This window comes from Paenibacillus oryziterrae (assembly GCF_042610485.1).
In the GTDB taxonomy this organism is placed as follows: Bacteria; Bacillota; Bacilli; order Paenibacillales; family Paenibacillaceae; genus Paenibacillus_AQ.
Window position 1 is genome coordinate 1 of the sequence record NZ_JBGJZO010000016.1, and the last position, 18,118, is coordinate 18,118.

The window sequence follows — 18,118 nt, forward strand, 5'->3', positions numbered from 1 at the left end:
CGGCCTCAGTCCCATTGAATTCAGGACCAAGACCGCTTAGCTATCTTTTATTTTTTGTACTGTCTACTTGACGGGGTGCAGTTCAGATTGCTACAGGAACACCCTTTTTAACGTGGTATAGAACTCTGTTTATCTTATATCTGAAGCACGGCTGCGCAAGGCAAGTGCGTCCTCTCCACTGCGCAGAGTCAGCTTTGACAACTGAACCCCAAGAGAGGAAGCGAGAATGGCCAGCATCGTACCTCCCAGCATATCCGTCAGCCAATGAATACCAAGATAGAAAATGCCGAATACGATAACGACCGCTGAAATACCGGTAATTACCATCCACCGCCGATTGCCAGAACGGAGTGCAAGTAGTGCCATGGTTACGGAGATGGAGGTGTGCAGGCTCGGGAAACAGTTGTCTAGCCCGGACAATGCACGGTATTCTTGTTCAAACCTAGGGAATACATCCAGCATAACGAATCTGACACCCGCCTGCGGATACGACCAAACCTCATTAACGGGTAAGTAAAGATAGAATGGTATAGCAATCGCATAGTTTAAAATAATTGCATAGCAAGTCGCATATAACATCAGCTTATTGTTATCCATGGCATATACGCCAATGGAGGCGGCGATTACTGATTGAAGCATGAAGATATAGAAGAAGACGATGATTGGCGTAAGCCATGGACTATAAAATAGCTGCTGTACTCCTTGAACAAAATGACCTTCCATCCCAAAAACGAACCCGGTAAAGTCGGAAGCCAGGTGCATCTTTTTCTCGATCTGGAGTTCGTATTTATTCAAGGCTAGCACACCGAACATACCGGCAAACAGCAGAACAAATTTATAGGACCGTAGCATCTCTTTCCCAATTGCAACCAAAACGGTTAAGGGATTGCGACGCGTGGTTATCCAAATCAGTAACACAACAATGACAGCAGTGAAAAGCGATATGTGATTCATAGATTGGTAAAGCAAAACATTCAAGGCCTCCTTGATTCCTAAGTAAATATGCTGAACACATTTTATCATATTTTCGGAGAGACCGTTTTGTTTTACCAAAAATTAATTTATTATGCCTTCTGCAGATTTACTCCGAACATCCCGCCAAGTGCGCCTAACATTGCTGCTGCAAGAACCCAAAGCATCCCTGTCCCGCTAAAAGCGCTATCGAGGGCCAGAAAGCCCACCACAAGAATAATGATTCCATAAATGACGCCCGTAAGCCCGCCCTGGTACCAGCCTTTGTGGCCTGCTCTTTGTCCGGCTGTAAGTCCGCCTAGTGTAACAGCCAAACCATGAATGATGTAAGTATAAATGGAAAGATCCTTCTCCTGAAGCCCGCTGCCCCAAAGTAGCAGAGAAAGCACAAGGGCTCCCAGCAGCATCCAGAGGAATGACCGGCAGATGCCGGATAATACAGGGTTAGTTATTTTCCAAGAGAACAGGCGCCGGATGATGGACATGGTACAGCCTCCTTTTAATAATAAACAGGTTACTATTCATTCTATGGGTCGGCTTGCCCCAATAGTACAAGACCTGCAGAAGCAATTTTACCAGTAATTAATAAGGCAGGTTCCGAATGTTCCCCGCACATGGCGGTCAGACTAGAACTACATTGTCAGACCCGCCGGAAATTGGCGAGAGGCTCTACAGAAGGAGGGCGGAGCAATATGTTCCAGCATATTACCACACACATTTTCCTCACCGTGCTGATGTATTTCTTCATTTTCCTGAGTATGCGCATTATGGGCAAGCGTGAAATCGGGAAGCTTTCAGTGTTTGACCTGACCATTTCCATTATGATTGCCGAAATCGCCGTGTTTGTCATCGAGGATATTGAACGGCCTATATACGATGGCGTAGTACCCATGGCTACATTGGTTCTGATTCAAGTGTTAATAGCCTGGCTGAGCCTTAAGAGCAGAAAGCTACGGCTGTTCATTGACGGAAGACCCAGTGTTCTAATCTCAGACGGCAAGCTGGACCAGAAAGAGATGTGGAGACAACGATACAATATTGATGATCTCCTGCTGCAGCTGCGGGGTCAGAATATCGATAGCCCGGCAGATGTGGAGTTCGCGATTCTGGAGACTAGCGGGCAGCTTACTGTCATTGAAAAGTCAAAGGATGTCTCCTCCTCCAATCAGTCCGGTAACAGCAACGTCAATGTGAACACAGGGGATGAAGACGGCTCCAGGAAGCAGCAAAACGAAGGCTACAAACTTCCACATAGCAAAATCAGATATGAGGGTCTTCCGATTCCACTGATTATGGACGGTAAAGTGCAGGATGCTAACCTGGAGATGATCGATAAAAACCTCTTTTGGCTGAGAAGCCAAATCCGCCAGAAGGGTGTACAGGATTTCCGTGAGGTTTTTCTATGCTCCATAGATCATAAAGGTCAGATTTATGTAGACCCCAAGGATTCTGACTAAGGCTACAGCCAGCGGTTAAAAATAGGGAATCGCCGGAGATCTCTTATAGAAATGAGTCCCGATGTAAAGCTTACAATCAGGTAAATGATGCTGCCAATCATAGCTGCGAAAAGAAACTGTAGCCATTGTGTGTCTGTGATAAGGATGGAAATATAGGTGTATTGCAGCCCTGCACCCATAATGATCATGGCTGTCCCGGTTTTGAATAAATCCATGAACCGTACAGATAGAGAGATGAGTGAAATAACACTATACCCGTGCAGCAGCGTGACCAATATACTGTTGACGATAATGGCAATAATTGCACCGTAGATTCCATACTCAGGGCGTGAGGCAAGAACAATGATAAGTATAATTTTGACTACTGCACCGATTAAAGTGTTAAACAAGGCACGGCCAGGGCGTTCCATGGCTTGTAGCGCTGCCTGAAGGGGTGCCTGAACGTAGAGGAAAAGCGCAAAGGGAGCCATCATCCTGAGCATGGGAGCGGTCTCCGCATTGCCGTATAGAAGTGTACAGAGTGGATCAGCCAATATGTACATGAAAACAGAAAAAGGTGCTCCCGTTACAAGTGCAAGTCGAAGAGCCTGATGCATTCGTTTATGGATGGTTGGTAAATCTTTTCTTGCTGCTGCTTCCGAAAGTGATGGAACAAGAGAGACTGCAAGTGAAGAGGTCAGTGCTCCCGGAAGCAGAAGGAGTGGGATAACCATACCCTGCAGAGCTCCATATTGGGCTGTGGCAACAGCGGTGACTATACCGGCAAAAGCCAGGCTTCGTGCTGTAATAATCGACTCCAGCAGATAAGAGAAGGAGCCGACCAATCTTCCGGTAGTAACTGGAATGGAGATGTTGAGCAGCCGGCGCAACACGCCATTGTGTTCCGGAGGATAAGGTGCCTGAGCAGGATCTATCAATACCCCGACCAGCGGATTGTTCGATTGAAGCTCCTTTTTATCTTTTCTTATCCCGGAATAATACTGCCAGAGCAGCGCAAACATCCCGGCGATCTCCCCGACCGTTACCCCAAGCATTGCACCCGCAGCAGCATAACCTATCCCTCTGGGAAGCAGCAGCCATGAGAACCATAGCATGAAACATATGCGGATTACCGTTTCCAGGACTGAGGATAAAGCCGATGGAATCATATTCTGCTTCCCCTGAAAGTAACCCCGGTAAACCGCAGAAACCGCTACGATGCCAATCATTGGTGTCATTCCGATAAAAGTATAGTAGACACGGCTATCCGTCAGAATCTTCTCTGAAACCCATGGAGCGCCAAGTAGCGCGAGGATTGTAAATACAATTCCCAGACCCAGGCTCAGTCCGAGACCGGTCCGGAGGATCTGGCGGGACTTTTCTGGCCGCTGCTCCCCTTCAGCCTCTGCTACCATTTTGGCAATCGCAAGCGGGATGCCTCCTGTTATTATTGTGACCAGTACCAGAAAAAAGGGATAGCCGAGTTGGTAAATCCCCACCCCCTCTGCACCAATGATGCGTGGCAGCGCAATACGTGGAATAAATCCCAGTACGCGGTTCAGGATTCCTGCGGCCAGCAGGATCAATGTTCCTTGAATAAAGCTTTGTTTCCTCAAAGGGCACACCTTCTTCCCAACATGGAATGGACAGGTTTGAACTTGTCATTAATTATGGATATGCAGGTCCTGTCCATTATCATGCTTTTCTTTGTGGAGTAACATTTTATGTGGGTAAGAAGGAATGGACACTTGATAGTCGAATTTATTAGAAAGTGCAGATCAACATACGATGTGCTTGGAGGTGTCAACACGTGGAATCGGAACACAGGGAATATGACAAGCTGAGTGGAGAAATCGAAGCCATGTGTACCAGCAAGGCGGAGGAATTCAGGCTCCTCGGCTATGAGTATGTGACCGGCAAAGATATTTGGGACTGTATTAGCCGGAATTATGCCAAAGAAGGCACACCACCCCTACACAAGATGGTAAATGATATTTACTCCTTAAAGGTAAATAGTTATATGAACTATTTAACAATTGCCGCATATCGGGGCCAAAACTGATAAAAGGAATGAATTTCTTTTGCAAACGTCTACACAGTGGCGTAAAGTAGGAGTGTAACAATCTCACATATCCTGTAAAAACGGATGGCTTGCTTGCAAAATGCTGAGCTGGCCGTTTCTTTTTGTGAGTGTAGCCAGCTATGGGAAAATAGAATTTGTCAATGTCCCCTTGAATTGACGGTCTTTTCGCACGTGGCTATAATAGGAATATTGAGTTAATGAAAGGGGAACTAGCAAGAGCATGAAAAGACTTGTGAGCTTCATTGTTACTGTGGCGGTCTTAATCGGCGTCATGGTATTTACGACTCCCGGATTATTGGACAGTGTCCGGCTCGGCCTCGACCTGAAAGGCGGATTTGAGATTCTGTATCAGGCGGCACCTATGGAAGAAGGACAGGCCGTCACCAAGGCTTCACTGCTAAAAACAGCGGAGAGCCTAGAGAAGCGCGCTAATGCGCTTGGAACAAGCGAACCGGAGGTTACAACCGAAGGGACAGACCGCATTCGCCTGAAGATTGCTGGTGTAACGGATGAGAAAGCAGTCCGCGAGAAGATGAAAGAACCAGCGGTTCTGACCTTCAGAAGTGCTGCTCCCGAGGATGCTGCTGGTAAATACAGCAAGATTGAACTCGTCGGCAGTGACTTTGTGGAAAATGCTGCTGAAGTCGGCCGGGATAATCTGAATCAGCCGACGATCAATATTAAAGTTAAGGACAAGTCCAAGTTCGCTGAGCTGACTAAACGTCTTCTTGGCCAGAATCTTGCAATCTACCTTGATGAAGTCAAGCTTTCGGATCCGGTAGTTCGCGCTGAGCTTACAGACGGCAGTGCTACTATTTCCGGCAACTATACGATTGATGAAGCCCGTGCTTTGGCTGATACAATCAATTTAGGTGCATTGCCATTGAAGCTTACCGAGAAATATTCGCAAAGCGTTGGCGCTACACTGGGTAAGCAATCTCTTGATCAAACCATTCAAGCAGGCCTTATCGGCTCGCTCTTCATCCTGATCTTTATGATGGGGATGTACCGTCTGCCGGGCCTTTTGGCAAGCTTTGCCTTGATCCTGCATACATGGCTGCTTATTCTTGTATTCGTTATTGCCGATTTCACCCTGACACTGCCAGGTATTGCGGCATTTATTCTAGGGATCGGGATGGCGGTTGACGCCAATATCATTACGAACGAACGGATTCGTGAAGAAATGCGCAGCGGAAAGAGTATCCTGTCTTCGGTTAAAGCGGGCAGCAAATCTTCCTTCCGTACCGTTATTGATTCCAACGTAACGACCATCATCGTTGCAGCTGTAATGTTCGCATTCGGTACCGGCGCAGTTAAAGGTTTCGCGCTGATCTTGATCGTGGAAATTGTGCTCAGTATCGCCACCAACCTTTATTTCTCCCGCTGGCTGCTGAACCTGCTGGTTAAAGCAGGCAAGCTGAACAAGCCTAAGCAATTCGGGGTAAAGGAGAGTGAAATCAGTGCGCTTTAAGAAAGAATTCGATTTTATACATTTAAGCAAATTTTTCTATATTTTCTCCACCGTTCTGACATTAATGGGGCTCGTATTCCTGCTCCTATTCGGTTTGAATTACAGTGTTGATTTCAAGGCGGGTTCCAATGTCGATGTTGCTTTATCCAAAAGCATCACGACAGATCAAGTTCTCCCTGCCATCAAAGATATTGGCAGCAGTGAGCCTGAAATTACGCAAGGCAACCAGCGGCTTAACATCCGCTATGACACAGAACTGGATGAGAAACAGGACACTGCAATTAAAGAAGCTATCCTGAAGCTGGATGACAAGGCGTCTTTCGAGATCAATACCGTTGATACCGAAATGGCTAAAGAGCTGGCCCGCAATGCAATTTATTCCGTGCTTCTCTCTTGTATCGGGATTATCCTTTATGTCAGTATCCGGTTTGAATGGCGGTTTGCTCTTGCAGCCATCGTCGCTCTGATCCATGATGCATTTATGGTAGTGGCGGTCTTCTCGATCTTCCGACTAGAGGTAGATTTGACCTTTATCGTCGCAGTACTGACCATCATCGGTTACTCGATTAATGATACCATCGTAATCTTTGACCGGATTCGTGAGAATTTGCGGTTTGGCAAGCAAAAGACCTATGCTGATATGAAGGCTCTGGTGAACAAAAGTGTGTCACAGACGCTTATGCGGTCACTATATACCGCATTTACGGTGTTCATTGCTGCGTTCTTCCTACTAATTATGGGCGGGGCATCCATTAAAATGTTCTCGCTTGCGATGGTAATCGGATTGCTCTTCGGTGCATATTCCTCAATCTTTATCGCAAGTCCGCTCTGGCTGGTCCTTAAGAAACGCCAGAAAACAAGTGTCAAGAGCAACACAGCTAAGGTATAAAACATCATTTTCCAGAAAGCCGCGTCAAAGGCGACGCGGCTTTCTGGAACTATAAGAGAGTATATTCATCTATACTGTCACTTATATTTTTGAGAAAAGGGTGTTACCACCACAAAAAGTGGTACATCTGCTTCTTTTAAATGATGCGATATACAGTTCACCATGAGACTACTTGTTAAGGGTAAGGAGGGGTTCAAATGCATGACAATCGTTCGCCTCAGAAAGAAACGGTGACCTGGACAGGGATCATTAGCGATGTTACCTTAGCGATTGCTAAGGGAGGTGTCGGATACGTTTCCGGCAGCAAGGCGTTAATGGGTGATGCTTTGTATTCAGGTGCTGACGCTGCTGCCAAGTTGGCGGAAGTACTTCCTTGGCGCACTGAATCTGGCCATAAGGGCAGAGCCTCCTCACGTTCAGAAGAGTGGGGCAATAAAGCTCCAATTGCAGCTATCATCTTTTCTGTCTTAATTCTAATGGGCGGTCTGCAAATCGCCTTCTCAGCCATTCGTGATTTAACGAGAGGGCATTTGTCATCTCCTGGAGAACTGTCACTCATAACCGTTCTCTTGTCTATGCTGCTTAAGGAAGCTGTGTTTCAATATCAGTACCGCTACTTCAAAAAGCTTGGTGACGGCAGTCATGCTGCTTATGCAGACAGTCACCGGTTCAGCCTGTATACATCGCTTATTGTCTTGATCGGAATCTTTCTATCCTGGGCAGGAGGTACGATGGGCTGGCATCCCTTGCTCTATATGGACCCCATCGCCGGACTTCTGACAGCGTGTCTGATTGTACGGAAAGGGTATGTGATGATTGCCAGTTCCTTATATGGCAAAGGAGTATTGGAGCTTCCACATGAGGATGCGGCCAATTTCATTGAGACTGTTCAACGTGTACGCGGGGTCATTCGTGTCGAACACCTGAAAGCGCTCGAGAAAGGCCGTTATGTGAATCTTCAGGTTAAAATCAGTGTTAATCCCCGTATTTCCATTATGGAGGCCCAGGATATTTCCGAGTGTGCCAAAAAACTGCTAATGCATCGTTTTGTACATGTGGGTGATGTTCATATGGATGTAGTACCTTATGATCCGGGTTATCCTTATAAAAGCAACCATGAGCTTGCAGATAATGACGAGGTTCCTACGCTACTGCAGTAGTGTTTATGGTGAGAGAAAGGTGAGTTCTATTGCTTCATCCTAAAACAAAGTGGCACTCTCCGGCCGCTGATTCCGAGGCAATAAAGGAATTGGCCCGGAGCCTTTCTATTTCTACGGTAGTGTCCTCTTTACTTATTACCCGGGGAATATCGACGCCAGAGAAAGCATTAGCTTTCATGAGTGGCGACGGAGATCAGCTTCATGATCCATTCCTGTTGAAGGGAATGTCAGAAGCGGTTCCGCGGATTCGACGTGCGATTCAGGATGGAGAGCATATACTGGTCTACGGTGACTATGATGCAGATGGTGTATCCAGTACGGCTTTAATGATTTTTTTACTGCGTCATATGGGTGCTTCTTTCGATATTTATATCCCACACAGATCCAATGAAGGTTATGGATTGCATAATCACGCTTTGGACTGGGCGCTTCAGCAGGGTGTATCCCTGGTCATTACAGTAGATACCGGGATTAGTGCGTATTCACAAATTGAATATGCAAATAGCCTTGGCATGGATGTTATTGTTACAGATCATCATGAACCGCCGGAACTACTTCCGCAAGCGTATGCGCTGATCAATCCGAAGCTGCCGGATTGTCCTTATCCCTTTAAGGGGCTCGCAGGCGTGGGTGTTGCTTACAAGCTGGCACAGGCTATGCTAGGGGCTGAAGTCCCTCCAGAGTGGCGTGAGATTGTAGCTATCGGAACAGTGGCTGATCTTATGCCCCTTCTGGGAGAGAATAGAGAACTGGTCCGGAGCGGACTGGGCAGCATGAAATCGTCCGGATTCCCTGGGATCCGAGCGCTGCTTGATACCAGCGGAGTGAATATGAGTACTGTAAATGCGGTGAATATTGCCTTTGGTATGGCTCCACGCATTAATGCAAGCGGTCGTCTGGATCATGCCGGACGTGCGGTAGCATTGCTTACTACGGATCAGCCTGAAGAAGCCACGTTGCTTGCCGGTGAACTTGATTTATTAAATAAAGAACGCCAATTCGTTGTAGAGAGAATTGTAACAGAGGCGATACTAAAGCTTGAACAGCGAATAGGAGAAGGACCGGTTCCCTCCGTTATTGTTCTTGCGGAGGAAGGCTGGAATGTCGGGGTAGTGGGAATTGTTGCTTCTAAACTGCTCGAAAGGTATTACCGTCCGGTTATCATTCTGGACATTCACCCAGAGACTGGAATGTGTAAAGGATCGGCCCGTTCTATTCCAGGTCTTGATATCCACGCTGCGCTCACTTCCTGCAGTGAAATGCTGGATCATTTCGGGGGCCATCCTGCTGCAGCCGGAATGAGTCTGCACCGGGATGACTTGAACGCCTTCGCAGCTGGAATGGAAGCTTATGCTTCAGCTGTGCTGACGCCGGAACACTTAGTGCCGGTCTTGACTGCCGATGCAGAGGTAGCTATAGCTGACTTGACACTGCAGAGTGCAGTTGAAATGGACAAGCTGGCCCCTTATGGAATGGCTAATCCAATGCCTCGCTTTATCGTAAGTGGAGCTATTGTTAAAGAGACACGTACCATGGGACAGGGCAATAAGCATCTGAAGCTGGTATTGCGCCAAGGGAATGATACGATTGAGGCGGTCGCTTTTGGAAAAGGTGATCTGGCGGCTGTACTTCCTTCCGGGACGGTTATAGATGTTCTGGCTGAATTGTCGGTTAATGAATGGAACGGGGTAAGGAAGCCGCAGCTGATGCTTCAGGATCTGGCAGTGCCGGATGTCCAGTTGTTCGACATGCGGGGTTCGGCTGACGCCATGCGGCAGGCCCAGCAAATCCGGGATGTTCTGCATCCTTATAGTGGTAATATTCCTTATCAGGCTGCAGCGGTTCTCCGTAAAGAGATGCATCCGTCCTTTGATCAATTGAAAGGCATATCTCTTTGGGTATATGATAAGGAAGCTGGAATCTTACCCGCCGCTGGGGAAGAAACAGCAGTTGAAGGAGAACGCATTTCCCTGCTATGTCTATTGGATATGCCGGAGTCGCCGGAACAGCTGCAGGCCGTAGCCGCCGCAGTTTCCAAAGCCGACAACATTGCGCTGCTGCATCCTGTAAAGGAAGGCAGAGAACGATTGCAGATTCCGACACGGGAACATTTTTCAACGTTATATAAATTGCTGGCATCCATAGCGGCAAGTTCTGTTCCGGAGCATGAAGTGCTGCTGCGGTTGAACCGTCAGTCATCATTGAGCATACGGATGCTGACCATGATGCTTGATGTCTTCGAGGAACTTGATTTTATTGAACGGAAACAGGGATTTATTTCGTTTGTGACATCACCTGCGGCGAAAAGCTTGTCAGCTTCGGAACATTATGTTAGACTGGGCCAGCTCGCTGAAATGGAGCGGTATTTCATGGAGAGCAGCCCATCGGAACTTCAGGATTGGATGATGGCTACCTACCTTGGAGTATCCTAGATAGATAATAGATTCACAACATAACCAGGAGATGATTATTTTGGATTTAAAGAACAGTATTCGCGTAATTCCTGACTTCCCTCAACCGGGAATCAGTTTCAAGGATATCACTACTCTGCTGAAAGACGGAGAATTGTACCGCCAAGCTATCAATGAACTTAAAGATATGGTTTCTCATTTGAAGATCGATATCATCGCCGGTCCGGAGGCTCGCGGATTTGTAGTTGGCGCACCTTTGGCATATGCTCTAGGAGTCGGTTTCGTGCCGATCCGTAAAAGCGGTAAGCTTCCTTATGAAACTATTGAAGTCGGTTACGATCTGGAGTACGGAAAAGACCGTCTTGCGATGCACACGGATGCGATCAAACCAGGTCAAAATGTGCTGATTGCCGATGACTTGCTCGCAACAGGAGGAACGATTTCCACTTCGGTTAATCTGGTTCAGCAACTCGGCGGTAACGTAGTCGGTGCTGCCTTCCTGATCGAACTTGTGGAGCTCGCTGGACGCAACAAGCTTCCAGATATCGAGATTATGTCTCTTCTTACTTACGAAGACTAATTCGAACTGAAGTTCGATGCTGTAATAGAAAAAGGTATCCTGGCTGCCATGTAAATGGCAGCCAGGATACCTTTTTTGTAATATTGACTATTCAGAACTAATTAATGAGCCGATTTCTCGCCGCTGTCTTCATTCGACAGGCCAAGTACTTCGATTAGCTTGAAGAGCAAGGAGAGAACCATACCTACGATTGTGGCAAGAGCCATACCTTTAAGCTGTACGCCTCCAACAGTAAGAGTTGTTCCACTGATACCCACAACAAGTACGAGAGTAGCGAGAATCATATTTGTTGCTTTGGAGAAATCAACCTTTTGCTCCACGAAAATACGCAGACCGGAAGCAGCGATAACGCCGAACAGCAGCAGGGATACGCCGCCCATTACCGGTGTAGGAATGTTTGCAATGACAGAGGAGAATGTACCTGAGAAGGACAGCAGAATGGCGATTATTGCCGCACCGCCGATTACGAATACAGAGTACACCTTCGTTAAAGCCATAACCCCGATATTTTCACCATACGTTGTATTAGGTGTTGATCCAACAAAGCCGGACAAGATTGTCGAGATACCGTTACTGAAAAGTGAGCGGTCCAGTCCAGGATCTTTGGCCAAGTCTTTACCAACAATATTACTGGTTACCAGCAGATGGCCGATGTGTTCAACAATAACAACGAGAGAGACAGGAATTATGGTCAGGATAACCGACCATTCAAAGGAGGGAGTAGTAATTGTGGGAGCTGCGAAAAAGTGTGCGTTGCTGATAGCAGCAGTATCAACTTTACCCATAATGTAGGCTAGACCGTAACCGGTCACAATACCGATGAGAATGTGAATGATTTTTGGAAAACCGCGGAAGAGTACTGCGCCAATAACTGTCACGCCAAGGGTGACCATTGATAATGTGATGGCACTGCTGTCAGGTGTCCAGTCAGTTGCCCCGGAAGGAGCGATCAATCCAGCCATTTGCGCTGCGACCGGAACAAGTTCAAGCCCGATGGTTGCTACGATGGCACCCATAACCGCCGGAGGAAAGACGACATCGATCCAGCCCGTTCCCGCATAACGGATAATCAGGGCTACCAGAACGAAAATAACGCCGGTGACAATAAAGGCACCGAGTGCAAGAGAAAATCCTTTTTGATGATCATCTGCATGATCGGTGAGCACGGCCATTACCGGAGAGATAAAGGCGAAACTGGAACCCAGATAAGCGGGAATCTTCCCCTTACAAATCAGGATATACAGCAGCGTACCAATACCGTTCATCAGCAAGATCATGCCGGGGTCAACCCCGAACAGGTTCGGAACAAGCACCGTACTTCCAAACATGGCAAACAAATGCTGCAGGCTCAGTAAAAATCCCGGTGCGAGGGGGAGCCTCTCGTTAACTTGAATTTCGCGTTGCAATGAAGTTCACATCTCTTTCTTGTCATGTGTGATGGTTCTTGTGGCAAACCGCCTTTACTAGATTAAATAGAACGAGGCATTTTTACAACACATTTTTATAGGCTGCCACGAATTTGTCCAAACTTGTACTTATAGCTGACAATAATGCCATGGTATGGGAAGTGTTGACGTAAAGCGTCGTAAGCGTCATAATTAATAGAAATCTTTCATACTGGAATAACTGTCTTAAACCTTAAGTGACGAACCTGCAGAAGACGCAAACCTGACGGGTTCATTTTATTATAGAAAGGAAACGGAAACCACGAGAATGGGCATAGAGCGATTAATTGATAAGGCCGGCACCTATATAAAAGAAAAAGATCTTCTCCGTATCCGGGACGCCTATGAATTTGCGGATCAGGCTCACCATGGGCAGGTGCGCAAATCGGGGGAGCCCTATATTCTGCATCCGCTGGCGGTAGCAGATATTGTCGTGAATATGCAGATGGATGTAATCTCCGTTATTGCAGCTCTTTTGCATGATGTTGTAGAGGATACGACGGTTTCACTGGATCAGATCCGGGCGAAATTTGGCGATACCTGTGCAATGCTTGTAGACGGCTTGACCAAGCTGGAGCGGATTCGCTTCCGCTCGAAGGAAGAGCAGCAGAATGAGAATTACCGTAAAATGTTTATTGCCATGGCGCAGGATATCCGTGTCATTGTGATCAAGCTGGCAGACCGCCTGCATAATATGCGGACTTTGAAATACCAGTCGGAAGAAAGCCAGCGCCGCATTTCGTATGAGACTCTGGAGATCTTCTGCCCTATCGCGGACCGTCTGGGTATCTCGGCGATCAAATGGGAGATGGAGGATATTGCTCTACGGTATCTGAATCCGCAGCAATATTACCGAATTGCCAATCTCATGCACAAGAAACGGGCGGAACGCGAGCAGTTTATCGACAGCGTTATTGGGCGCATCCGTGCCAAGCTGGACGAAATGGGTATCGAAGGCGATCTTTCCGGACGTCCGAAGCATATTTACAGCGTTTATAACAAAATGAGCACCAAAAATAAGCAATTTAACGAAATTTATGATTTACTAGCGATTCGTATTATCGTTGACAACATCAAAGATTGTTATGCCACTCTCGGTATTATTCATACGCTTTGGAAGCCGATGCCAGGCCGTTTCAAGGATTATATTGCTATGCCTAAAGCCAATATGTATCAGTCTTTACATACCACAGTGGTAGGGCCCGGCGGTGAGCCGACCGAAGTTCAGATCCGCACCTGGGAAATGCATCGTACGGCTGAATTCGGGATTGCCGCTCACTGGGCCTATAAGGAAGGGAGTACCAATACCGCTAATCCGGAGAACCGCATGCCGTTTTTCCGCGAAATATTGGAGCTTCAGCATGAGGCCAAGGATGCATCCGAATTCGTGGAATCCCTCAAAATGGACTTTTTCTCCGACCTCGTCTTTGTATTTACGCCTAAAGGTGAAGTCATTGAGCTGCCAGTAGGATCGGTGCCGCTGGATTTTGCTTTCCGGATTCATACAGAGGTTGGGAACCGTACGATTGGCGCTAAGGTGAACGGGCGTATCGTTCCGCTGGACCACAAGCTGAAGACAGGGGATATTGTAGAGATTCTGACCTCGAAGCATTCTTACGGTCCGAGCCGTGACTGGCTCAAGATTGCTCAATCTTCTCATGCCCGCAGCAAGATTAAGCAGTGGTTCAAGAAGGAAAAACGTGAGGAAAATGTCGAAAAAGGCCGTGAGTCCATCGAACGAGAGCTGAAACGCTTGGGCGTTGAGGTCTCGGAATGGATCTCGGATGATAAATTGATGGAAGCGGCGAAGAAGTTTGCTTTTAACGATGTGGAGGATATGCTGTCCGCAGTGGGCTTTGGCGGAATAACAGCAGCACAGATCGCTTCCCGCCTGACGGAGAAGCTCCGGAAAGAGCAGGAGGAAGCTGCCAATCATCTGGAGCTGAGCTCGGAGATGAAGGAGATCAAATCTTCCGGTGAGAAACGGACTCAACCAACCAATGGCGTTCGTGTAAAAGGGATTGACAACCTGCTCGTACGTTTTGCACGATGTTGTAATCCTGTGCCCGGCGACGATATTATCGGTTATGTCACCCGCGGACGCGGCGTATCCGTTCACCGTGAGGATTGTCCGAACATTCCGACGGATGGTGACGGAGAAGAAGCAGCACGGGTCATCGAAGTGGAATGGGAAGGCAGCATGGAGGCTAACTACAGCGTGGATATCGAGGTTACCGGCCATGACCGCAACGGCTTGCTGAACGAGGTGCTTCAGGCAGTCTCGGAGAGCAAAACCAACATTTCAGCAGTTACCGGACGTTCGGATAAGAATAAGATGGCGATGATTCATATGACGATCCTGATCCGCAATACAGACCATCTGCAATCGGTTGTGGACCGGCTCAAAAGGGTGAAGGATGTCTATACCGTGCATCGCATAATGCAATAAGTTCGAGGGAGTTGAAAGGCTGCAATGAGAGTAGTCGTGCAGCGCTGCAAGCAGGCTCAGGTTACTGTAGATGGAGCTGTAACTGGTGAAATTGGCGTTGGCCTAATGCTGCTTGTCGGTGTGACCCATGGAGATACAGAGAAGGATGCCAAATTCTTGGCGGATAAGGTAGCCAATCTGCGGATATTCGAGGATGCTGAAGGAAAGATGAATTTTAGCGTCATTGATGTTGGCGGAGCTATATTGTCCGTCTCGCAGTTCACCTTATATGGTGATTGCCGTAAAGGCAGAAGGCCGAATTTCATGGCGGCAGCTGCGCCAGGTGAGGCTGCTCAGTTGTATGATTATTTCAATCGTGAACTTGCTGGAGCCGGTCTTCGAGTAGAGACTGGAATTTTCGGAGCCATGATGGATGTGTCGCTGATAAACTGGGGACCGGTTACTCTGATCCTCGACAGCAAGGCATGAGATTCTGAAATAGGCTGAAATGATAATGTGAACAGAATTACGGATGAAGCACGTACCTTCCATAGGGACCTGCTCCATCCGTTTTTGTTTTGGTGTAATCTGGGTGGATAGAGCTTCTGTGCGCTGGTTAAACTGGAATTAACAGTTCTTAATACAGTTAGCAAGGGGTAAGGTTATGAGGCACTCACCAAAAGCCTGGATATGGAGAAATATCCCTCCGCTTGCGGTCGGAAGTTCAACTGAAGCCTGGGCGTCAGCAAAGAGTATGGAGACAGAAGGAGAAATATTGAATCTGAAGGGAAAAGGCCGCAATCTTCTGCCGCGTACTTAGAGTGCGGAAGGTGCAGCCTTTTTTTCGTCAACACGTGTAAAAAGCATGAGAGAGGGTAAATAAATGTCAAGAAGCAAGTAATCATAAGAGGAGGGAATATCAATGACCAGACGAATTCAAGCGTATTTCAGAACAGAAGACGAGGCGGAGGGTGCAAAAACAGCACTGATTGCGTACAACGTGGAAGGCCTTGATGTATGGCCTCTGACGGATCCCCTGGATCAGGGCCGCTTCAACACAACAGCCATGGCAGGGACTGCTGTGGGGACTACAGGAGGCTCAGGTTCACCACCTGCAGCTGCGATTGTGCCAGGGTTTACTAGCTCTGAAGTGTTTGATGATCGAGATCACCGCGCACCAGATGGAGAAATCCGGGAAAGCTCGGATGTCCGCGATGGTGACCTGAAGAATCTTCACTATGTAATGGAACTCAAAGCACCGGAAGAGCATTACAATGAGGTTGTCCATATATTACGGGGTAAACATGCTTTTGTTGAGGTATTCGATTGAGAAGAAACTGTTTATAATTAAAACGCTTTCTTTTCTGTAATATAACCGTAATATTACATTCATGATTCCTTAATATAGCATGTTTATAATAATGGCATGACCCCCTTTTTAATAATATATGATGATGGACCTGTAGCAATCGGCTGCAGGTCATTTTTTTATTTGAATTCAATATTCAGAATTTCGACAGTAAATCTGATTTCATTCCTTGACTTTAGGACAGTGGTTCAGTAAAATCTAACGTAATACGTTAAATTATAGTGTTTTGATGACGGGAACAAGTAATTCGGCCCCACAGCCTCAGAGAGGAATCCCGCTGAACCGGTAATATTCTAGTGAAGAATACCCGCCGTTTCTGCATGGCTGCAAGGATTCTGCCTGATGACCGGATGAATGACCTCCCCGAGAACGCACGGCGAAATAAGCATTATGCTTCCAGTAGCCGACTGCGCGTAGGCGGGCGTTAACCGCTTGAGCGGCTCCAGTATGCAGTATTGGACCGGAATGTGGGTGGTACCACGGGTGAATTATCGGCTAAGATAATCCCTCGTCCCTGTTTGTAATGAACAGGGCGGGGGATTTTTTGTTTTTTTTGAGTATAGGAGGGATAGATGTGGCTAAAGAAAGATTCGAGAAACCGACCGGCACACAGGATGTGCTTCCAGGTGCGGTAGAGAAATGGCAGGTTCTAGAGAGAAAAGCCAGAGAAGTGTGCCAACGGTTTAATTATAAGGAGATCCGTACGCCGATATTCGAGCATACCGGGTTATTTGAAAGAGGAGTAGGCGAAACCACAGATATCGTTGAAGGTGAAATGTACACCTTTAAAGATAAAGGAGACCGTGATCTGGCGCTCCGCCCGGAAGGTACTGCCGGAGTTGTACGGGCTTATGTTCAAAACAAGCTATTCGGGGAACCGGATGTCAGCAAGCTGTACTACATCGGACCGATGTTCCGTTATGAGCGTCCGCAGGCGGGAAGATACCGCCAGTTCCATCAATTCGGGATTGAGGCATTTGGAGCCGTGGATCCGGCAATTGATGCTGAGGTAATATCGCTTGGTTATCAGTTCTACAAAGATCTGGGTCTTAACGGAGTGCGGGTGGAGATTAACTCGGTCGGGAACGCGCCAAGCCGCGCGGCTTACCGGGAGAAGCTCCTAGGCTTCCTTAGACCGATGAAGGATCAGCTGTGCAGCGATTGCCAGCGCCGCATGGAGCGTAATCCGCTTCGTGTGCTGGATTGCAAGGTGGATCAGGATAAATTTACCGATGCACCTTCTATTCTGGACAGTCTGGATGAGGAGTGTACAGTTCATTTTGCAAAGGTTAGAGAACATCTCGATGTCATGGGCGTTGAGTATACCGTCAATACCCGCCTTGTACGCGGACTCGATTATTACACGCACACCGCGTTTGAATATAAAGCAGCCGGTATCGGATCGATTGATACGGTAGGCGGCGGCGGCCGATACAACGGTTTGGTAGAAGAGGTCGGAGGACCTGACCAACCTGGGATCGGATTTGGAATCGGTCTAGAGCGCATTCTGCTGATTCTGGAGAATCAAAAAGTGGAACTGGATGCGGTGAAACCGCTGGATGTGTATTTTGTGGCTCTCGGCGAAGAAGCTGACCTCGAAATCACCAAACAGCTGTTCATTCTCCGCAGCCTTGGATTCTCCGCTGAACGAGACTACCTGGGCCGCAAGATGAAAGCGCAAATGAAGTCAGCCGACCGCATGTCTGCGCGCTATACGGCGATTCTTGGCGAAGATGAGCTGAAGAACGGCGTCATCGCGTTGAAATCTATGGCTACCGGTGAACAGCGTACGGTGAAGCTTGAAGATCTGGGTGCGTCAATCGTATAGAAGAAGTGAGTAGGACTAAAGAGATATTTTAACCTTGAAAGGGTAT

The 18,118-nt window shown here is 47.5% G+C and carries 17 protein-coding genes; 13 read left to right on the forward strand and 4 right to left on the reverse strand.

The window, feature by feature from the left end; all coding sequences use genetic code 11:
- Positions 1-129 precede the first annotated feature (129 nt).
- Positions 130-954, reverse strand: a complete 825-nt coding sequence (locus ACAN55_RS16305) for a phosphatase PAP2 family protein (RefSeq protein ID WP_379134933.1) — start codon at positions 952-954, stop codon at positions 130-132.
- A gap of 110 nt (positions 955-1,064) precedes the next feature.
- Positions 1,065-1,457, reverse strand: coding sequence for a TIGR04086 family membrane protein (locus tag ACAN55_RS16310; RefSeq protein WP_379134936.1), 393 nt, complete (start codon positions 1,455-1,457; stop codon positions 1,065-1,067).
- A 207-nt stretch (positions 1,458-1,664) separates the two neighbouring features.
- Here ACAN55_RS16310 and ACAN55_RS16315 point away from each other — a divergent pair, with 207 nt between their 5' ends.
- On the forward strand, positions 1,665-2,429 hold the full coding sequence (locus ACAN55_RS16315; RefSeq protein WP_379134939.1) for a YetF domain-containing protein: 765 nt from the start codon (positions 1,665-1,667) through the stop codon (positions 2,427-2,429).
- A gap of 2 nt (positions 2,430-2,431) precedes the next feature.
- On the opposite strand, the gene spoVB is transcribed toward ACAN55_RS16315, so the two are convergent.
- Entirely contained in the window at positions 2,432-4,024 is a 1,593-nt protein-coding gene (gene spoVB / locus ACAN55_RS16320) for a stage V sporulation protein B (protein ID WP_379134942.1), read from the reverse strand.
- A 194-nt stretch (positions 4,025-4,218) separates the two neighbouring features.
- Here spoVB and ACAN55_RS16325 point away from each other — a divergent pair, with 194 nt between their 5' ends.
- The 6 genes from ACAN55_RS16325 to ACAN55_RS16350 all read left to right on the forward strand — a co-directional run bounded on the left by ACAN55_RS16325 (position 4,219) and on the right by ACAN55_RS16350 (position 11,002).
- Positions 4,219-4,470 carry a post-transcriptional regulator gene (locus ACAN55_RS16325; protein WP_379134945.1) on the forward strand — a complete coding sequence of 84 codons (252 nt, stop codon included), beginning with the start codon at positions 4,219-4,221 and terminating at the stop codon, positions 4,468-4,470.
- 241 nt (positions 4,471-4,711) lie between these two features.
- Positions 4,712-5,962 carry a protein translocase subunit SecD gene (gene secD, locus ACAN55_RS16330; protein WP_379134948.1) on the forward strand — a complete coding sequence of 417 codons (1,251 nt, stop codon included), beginning with the start codon at positions 4,712-4,714 and terminating at the stop codon, positions 5,960-5,962.
- On the forward strand, positions 5,952-6,851 hold the full coding sequence (secF, locus tag ACAN55_RS16335; RefSeq protein ID WP_379134951.1) for a protein translocase subunit SecF: 900 nt from the start codon (positions 5,952-5,954) through the stop codon (positions 6,849-6,851). The genes secD and secF overlap by 11 nt, the downstream gene beginning before the upstream one ends.
- Before the next feature lie 197 nt (positions 6,852-7,048).
- Positions 7,049-8,011 carry a cation diffusion facilitator family transporter gene (locus tag ACAN55_RS16340; protein ID WP_379134954.1) on the forward strand — a complete coding sequence of 321 codons (963 nt, stop codon included), beginning with the start codon at positions 7,049-7,051 and terminating at the stop codon, positions 8,009-8,011.
- A gap of 29 nt (positions 8,012-8,040) precedes the next feature.
- Positions 8,041-10,443 carry a single-stranded-DNA-specific exonuclease RecJ gene (gene recJ, locus ACAN55_RS16345; protein WP_379134957.1) on the forward strand — a complete coding sequence of 801 codons (2,403 nt, stop codon included), beginning with the start codon at positions 8,041-8,043 and terminating at the stop codon, positions 10,441-10,443.
- Positions 10,444-10,483: 40 nt separating this feature from the next.
- A complete protein-coding gene (locus ACAN55_RS16350) occupies positions 10,484-11,002 on the forward strand; it encodes an adenine phosphoribosyltransferase (RefSeq protein ID WP_379134960.1) in 519 nt (172 codons plus the stop codon).
- Positions 11,003-11,103: 101 nt separating this feature from the next.
- Here the strand turns inward: ACAN55_RS16350 and uraA are convergent, their stop codons facing one another.
- Positions 11,104-12,408, reverse strand: coding sequence for a uracil permease (gene uraA / locus ACAN55_RS16355; RefSeq protein ID WP_379134963.1), 1,305 nt, complete (start codon positions 12,406-12,408; stop codon positions 11,104-11,106).
- A gap of 307 nt (positions 12,409-12,715) precedes the next feature.
- Here uraA and ACAN55_RS16360 point away from each other — a divergent pair, with 307 nt between their 5' ends.
- From ACAN55_RS16360 to hisS, 6 genes are all read left to right on the forward strand, one after another.
- Positions 12,716-14,896 (forward strand): RelA/SpoT family protein, encoded by a 2,181-nt coding sequence (locus tag ACAN55_RS16360; RefSeq protein WP_379134966.1) that lies wholly within the window; start codon positions 12,716-12,718, stop codon positions 14,894-14,896.
- Between the two features lie 24 nt (positions 14,897-14,920).
- On the forward strand, positions 14,921-15,364 hold the full coding sequence (gene dtd / locus ACAN55_RS16365) for a D-aminoacyl-tRNA deacylase (protein WP_379134969.1): 444 nt from the start codon (positions 14,921-14,923) through the stop codon (positions 15,362-15,364).
- Between the two features lie 175 nt (positions 15,365-15,539).
- Positions 15,540-15,695 (forward strand): hypothetical protein, encoded by a 156-nt coding sequence (locus ACAN55_RS16370; RefSeq protein ID WP_379134971.1) that lies wholly within the window; start codon positions 15,540-15,542, stop codon positions 15,693-15,695.
- A gap of 102 nt (positions 15,696-15,797) precedes the next feature.
- Complete coding sequence (locus ACAN55_RS16375) at positions 15,798-16,205, forward strand: hypothetical protein (RefSeq protein ID WP_379134974.1); 408 nt, start codon at positions 15,798-15,800, stop codon at positions 16,203-16,205.
- A gap of 335 nt (positions 16,206-16,540) precedes the next feature.
- Positions 16,541-16,672, forward strand: a complete 132-nt coding sequence (locus tag ACAN55_RS16380) for a hypothetical protein (protein WP_379134977.1) — start codon at positions 16,541-16,543, stop codon at positions 16,670-16,672.
- Positions 16,673-16,818: 146 nt separating this feature from the next.
- A complete protein-coding gene (gene hisS, locus ACAN55_RS16385; protein ID WP_379134980.1) occupies positions 16,819-18,072 on the forward strand; it encodes a histidine--tRNA ligase in 1,254 nt (417 codons plus the stop codon).
- The last annotated feature ends 46 nt before the right edge of the window (positions 18,073-18,118 follow it).